General features: G+C 72.0%; 1 protein-coding gene. It reads right to left on the bottom strand.

Annotation, left to right across the window (positions count from 1 at the left end):
- On the bottom strand, positions 1–5738 hold a 5738-nt coding region (locus ABEA15_RS15275; protein WP_345557143.1), incomplete at both ends, for an ADP-ribosyltransferase.

Here is a 5738-nt window from a genome sequence, read left to right as displayed (position 1 = left end):
CCGAGGGGGCTCCGGAGGGGGGCGGCGGGACGTGGGCGGGGTCGGCGGGGGTTTCGGACTCCTCGCCGTCTGAAGTGTCGTCGGGGTCGGTCTGTTGGACGGCGGGTGGCTCGGTGCGTCCCGTGGGCAGGGTGGAGGGAGCCGAGCGCGTGGTGCGGTTCGACCTGTTGTCGCCGGTGTCCTGCCCGGGCTGCGGGGCGGAGTGCACCGAGGGGGCTCCGGAGGGGGGCGGCGGGACGTGGGCGGGGTCGGCGGGGGTTTCGGACTCCTCGCCGTCTGAAGTGTCGTCGGGGTCGGTCTGTTGGACGGCGGGTGGCTCGGTGCGTCCCGTGGGCAGGGTGGAGGGAGCCGAGCGCGTGGTGCGGACCGACCTGTTGTCGCCGGTGTCCTGCCCGGGCTGCGGGGCGGAGCGCACCGAGGAGGCTCCGGAGGGGGGCAGCGGAACCTGGGCGGGGTCGGCGGCGGTGTCGCTGGAGGCTCCGGGAGCCGTAGCGGTATCGGCGGTGCCGGCCGGAGGACCTGCGGGACCGGGGTCGCCGGCCCGGCCGGCGGCGCCGGAGGTTTGGCCGCCCTGCCCCGACGATGCCGTCGAGACCGTGCCGGGCAGCGGTGCGAGGTCGGCGGGTGCGGTGTCGCGGTCCGGGACGCCGTCGGGCCGAGGGGTGTCGGCGGTGGCCTGCTGCTGGTCGACGGTGTCGGAATCCGGGCCGGGGGCCTCGTCGGGGTCGTCGTAGAGCGGGTCGTAGCCGCGCCGGACGGGCGGCTGGTATGCGGGGGTGTCGATGGTGGCGATCTCGGCGAGCGGCGCCTGCGGGGGAGGGGCGGGCGGGACGGCAGGCAGCGTCTTGTCGACCGGCTCGTAGGGGGCGGACGTCAGCTCGGCGATCCGGTTGATGTCGGCGAGCAGGTTCGTCAGGGAGAAGTCCGGGCTGGACAGGAGTTCAGCGAGGGCCTCAGCGAAGGTGGGGGCCCCGTACGCCGGTCGGACGGCCGCGGGGTCCGGGTCCGGCGCGGAGTCCCGGGGGGCGCCGCCGTCCTTCTCAGCGGACGCGGGGTCGTCGTAGAGGCCGTTGAAGTCGTCGATGGCGTCCTCCGGCCGGGCGGGAACCTCGGCCGGATCCGCTGCTCCGCGGCCGGAAGCGCCGGGTGTTGGCTGCATCCCCTGGTGGGGGGCGTTGTTGTGCGGTGAGCTGTCGGCCGTGGTGTGGTCATGGCCGGCGCCGTCGGGGCGCGAGACGCCGTTTGGCCGGGTGTTGCCGCCTCCGGCGGGAGAGTCGTCGTTGTCGGGGCGGCGGGAGGAATCCGACTGGTGCTCGCGGGCCGCCCCTGGGGAGTCGGCCGCGACCACCTCGGCGAAGAAGTGCCATCGGCGGCCGGAGAACACGGCTTCATGGATGCGGTAGGTGAGGCCGCGCGGAAGCAGGAGGCCGTCGGAGTTGGTCGGTGCTGCGGTCGGGATCCACGCGGCCGGGGTTCCCTCCGGGACCCGAAGGTGGACGACTCCCAGCGAGGGGTCCCGGCTTTCAGGGCCGCTGAGCAGTCCCCATGTGTAGGTGTTGTTGCGGTAGTCGGAGCCGCCTTCCTGGGCTTCGCGCAGAGTCGCGGAGGGGGCGTGGGTGGTGACGACGATGTCTTCGGGGACCGGAGTGCGGTTCAGCTCCTGGTCGAGACCGGTGATGACGGCGCGGGTCGCGTCGGTCCAGGGGCCGTTGTCGCGCAGGAGGATGTTGAAGCGCTGCGGGGAGAAGGCATAGGTGCGCAGCGGGCTGCGCGCCGGACCCGCGGCTGGGTGGGGGCCGGTGCTCCATACGGTGTTTCCGTAGTGCGATGCCTCGGCCGAATCCGTGAAGGTGCGGGCGCCGTCGAAATGCCGCTGGTGTGCCTGCTCCATCCGGCGAGCGGCGCTTTCGAAGGGCCGGGGGCCGGAGTTCTGTCCGACGTGTCGCTGTGCGTCGCCGATATCGAGGTCGGCGAGTGCGTTCAGGGAAGCGAACGCGTCGCCGCTTTCCTCCGGGGTGGAGAGCAGGCCGAAACTCGCCGGTTCGCTGTTGAAGTCGGGGCGGGCGGTCTCGGTGTAGGCGGGCGGTACTTCCGGGGGGATATCGAGGCCGCGGCCGGGGTAGGCGGGGGGATTTTGCTCCTGGCCTGGGTTGGGGGCGTGGTCGAGGTCGGTTTGGGTGAGGCCGGCTTCGTTGGCGTGGGCGGCGATGTAGGCGTCTTCGTCGTCGGGTCCGATGATGGCGCCGGTTTGGGTGATGGGGCCGATGATCTCGGGTTCGGCCGGGGGCTGGTCGGTGTGGGGTGGCTGTTGGCGGCCGGGGTAGGCGGGGAGGTTCTGTTCTTGGCTTGGGTTGGGGGTGTGGTCGAGGTCGGTTTGGGTGAGGCCGGCTTCGTTGGCGTGGGCGGCGATGTAGGCGTCTTCGTCGTCGGGTCCGATGATGGCGCCGGTTTGGGTGATGGGGCCGATGATCTCGGGTTCGGCCGGCGCCTGCTCGTGGCGGGGCGCCCCCTCGCGGCCGGGATAGGGGGGCGGGTCCTCGTCCGGGTGGGGGGTGGTAGAGGTACCGGCTTCCTCCTGCCGACGGTCCTCGACCCGGTTCTGGTCGGGGGTGTCGGCGTCGATCTGGGGAGGGGCGGTCTCCTGGCCGCGGTTGTCTCGGTGGCTTTCGCCGCGCATGGTGTCGCGTATGCGGCGGATGCGGTCGCGCCACTGCACGAAGACGGTCACGTCGGTGTCGGTGGAGGCGTCGTCGCCCGTCGGGGGGAAGAGGTCGTTGAGGGTGGGGCGGGTGTCGGTGAGGTCGGTGATGAACTCTTCGACCGTGCGGGGCCGGTCCTTGCTCGCCTTGGGGTCGATCAGATTGGTGAGGTCGGGCGTGGTCGGGGGGTTCCCGGCCCAGGGGTCGTCGGGATCGGGAGTCTGAGTGGGTCGGGGCGCGGTGGCGGGGGCGTCGTCGTAGAGACTGCCGAACTCGTCGGTGATGTCGTCCGGTGCGGCGGTTTCCCGCTTGAAGGCGTCCGTCTCATGCACGGGGCCGTCGCTGTCGGCGCGGGTACGGGGGTCGCGGCCGGAGCCGGAACCGTCCTGCGGTGAGTCGCCCTGCACTTCCTGCGGTTGCGCGCTCGCCTCGGGGGATTCACCGTAGGTTCGGTAGTGCCCACCGCTGTAGGAGTACCCGGGGCCCCGGTTGTCCTGGGGCGCGCTCTGACCTGTGCTGCCGGGCCCGAACCCGCCGGAATCCGCGCCGCCGTACTGCCCACTCGGGCGAGCGCCCTGGTCGCCCTGCCCGCCGTCGTAGCCTCCGCTTGCGACCGGCGTCTCGGCCGGAACCGGTGCCGCGGGCTGGTAGCCGTGGTGGGCGGTGTAGGAGGGGGAGGGGCGCCAGCCCGGCGGGGGCCGCCATCCCGTGGGCACGACCTCGGCCTCAACGAACCACAGGTCCTCCACCGGGCCGTCAGGGGTCCGCTGACCGGGCGCGGTGTAGGCGGAGTGGAACAGGAGCTCGCTTCCGCGGTGCAGCATGACCTCGCGCTCGGAGGGAGCGTGCGACACCGGGGCGACATAGGCGGCCGTGTAGCCCAGCGGCACGCGCATCGTGAGGTATACGGGAGCCTCGAACGCCGCGCGGGACCCGAACGAGGTTGAGACGTAGCTCCCGATCGGAGCCACGGTGCCCACGAGGTTGTGGAGGGTGCTCGGGTCGGAGGTGTCGATGCCCAACGCCTCACGCATCGCGGCTCCGGCTCCGTGGTGCACGATGACCGGTGCAGGCACGAAGGCCCGGTCCAGACCGCCGTCCATGTTGGTGACCAGGGACAGGAACTCGTCGCGGTCGTAGGTCCCGACATCCCCGTGCACCAGGCCGTCGGTGACCATCGAGTAGGCGGCGCCGGTGAACTCGCTGATGGCGTGGGCCTGCTCCGAGGAAAGGTGCAGGGTGTAAGGGGTGCCTTCCTGCGGCGGGGCGCCGTCGGGGGTGACAGCCACGCCGAGGTAGTACCGAGCCCACTGGTCCGCCGCGCCGTCGTCCATGATACGGGTCGCGTTCGCGGGGCCGCTGCCGGGGAGCTGATCCTGCGGGTGGGCCGCCCACGGTCGCCGCGGTGGCACGAAGTTTCGGATGTCCTCGTCGCCGCGCAGCACCTCACCGCGGTCGTCAGGGTCCTCCGACGAGGAGTCCCCCGTCTCGCTGTCCGAATCGGAGTCGAACCCCATCGTGAAGACCGTGATCGGAGGCTGCTCGGTACCGGGGAAGCCGGGGAGAGCTGACGGATCGCTGTAGTCAGGCTTGGGATTGAGGACACCGGAGAAATTCGGGGGCTTCGCCTGTTCGCCGTCGTCCACCTGGATGGGCGGTGGCTGGGCGGCGGGGGCCCGGTCGTCGGCGTCGTGATCGGAAGGCGGGCCGTCTGCGGAGGTCGTGTCGTCCTCCGGGACCGAGGGCTGCGGGAACGGGCGGTCGGTCGACTCGGCGGAGTGGGGCGTGTGGTGGGCGGTGCGGGTGGTTTCGCCGCCGCTGGTCTGAGGGTGTTGCGACGTGGAGGAGGTGGACGGCGCGCTGGTGTCGCCGGTGGTTCGGGTGGTCGTGCTCTGGGTGGGGGTGCCGGTGGCCGGTGGGTTGGCGGTGTCGGCGGTGTTGGCAGCGGGGGCGCTGCGGGTGTTGCCGGCGCCAGTGTTGGCGCCGGGGGTGGTGTTGCCGCTTCCGCTGTTGCCGGTGCCGCCGGCGGCGGTGGTGGCGGTTGGGCCGGATGGGCTGGGGCCGGTGGCGGGGGGTGGTGGGGCGAAGGCGAGCGGTGGGGCGTCGGTGGTGGCCTGCGCGGACGTGTCGTCGGGTGTGCTGAGGGTGGTGTTGAAGTCGGTGGTGAGGTCGTCGTCGGTGGTCGGGTCGGTGGTGAAGACGTCGCGTGAGTTGGCGGCGGGTTGCGCGATGGGTCCGTCGGCGGTGATCTCGACGGCGGTGGGCGGAGGGGTGACGGTGTTGGCGGCGTGCTTTTCGCCGTAGTTGATCGGGGGGTCGTTGTACTGGTCGGTGTTGCGGTCGATGAACTCGTTGAGTCGGGGGTCGGTGAGGAGTTGGTCGAGGGTGGTGCGGACGTCGGTTTCGTTCGGGGCGGCGGTGGGGTCTTTGACGGTGATGTGGTGGGTGGTCGGTTTGTCGGTGGTGTTCTGGTCGGGTCGGTCGGATTGGTCGGGTTGGTAGGCGGGTGGGGCGGTGTCGTCGGTGTAGGTGGGCGGGGCGTCGGCGGGTGCGCTGTCGTCGGGGCCGGTGTCGAAGAGGGTCTGGTCGGCGGGGGTGTCGCCGCTCGCACTGGTCTCGGTGTCATCGGCTCGCTCTGCGGGGGTGTGCGGCCGGTCCGGAGCGGTGGTTCCGGTGCCGTCACCGTGAGTGCCGTCCTCGGAGAGCGATCCGTCGGCAGCGGCGTCCGTGCCGGGAGCGGTTTCGGGCTGGTGGGGGGTGGTTTGGGGGGTGGGTTCGGCCTGGGGTGGGTCGGCGGTGGGGTCCGGGTCGGGCGCCTGAGGGCGGTCGATGTCGGTGTCGGTGTCCAGCTCGGGCGCGTGGGTGGTGTCAGCGGTGTCGGGGGTCCCGGTGTGGTCGTGGTCGGGGCCGGGTGGGGGGTCGCCTCGGTGGTTGTCGCCGGGGTCGTTGTTGCCGTTGCCGTTGTTGTTGTTGCTTCCGCTGCCGTTGTTGTTTGTGTCGGCGGGGCTGTGGTTGGGGTGGTTGGTGGGGGGTGTGGTG

This window comes from Streptomonospora halophila (assembly GCF_039542725.1).
Taxonomy (GTDB): domain Bacteria; phylum Actinomycetota; class Actinomycetes; order Streptosporangiales; family Streptosporangiaceae; genus Streptomonospora; species Streptomonospora halophila.
Note: the sequence above shows the minus strand (reverse complement) of the source record. Positions and strands in the feature narration are given on the sequence as shown.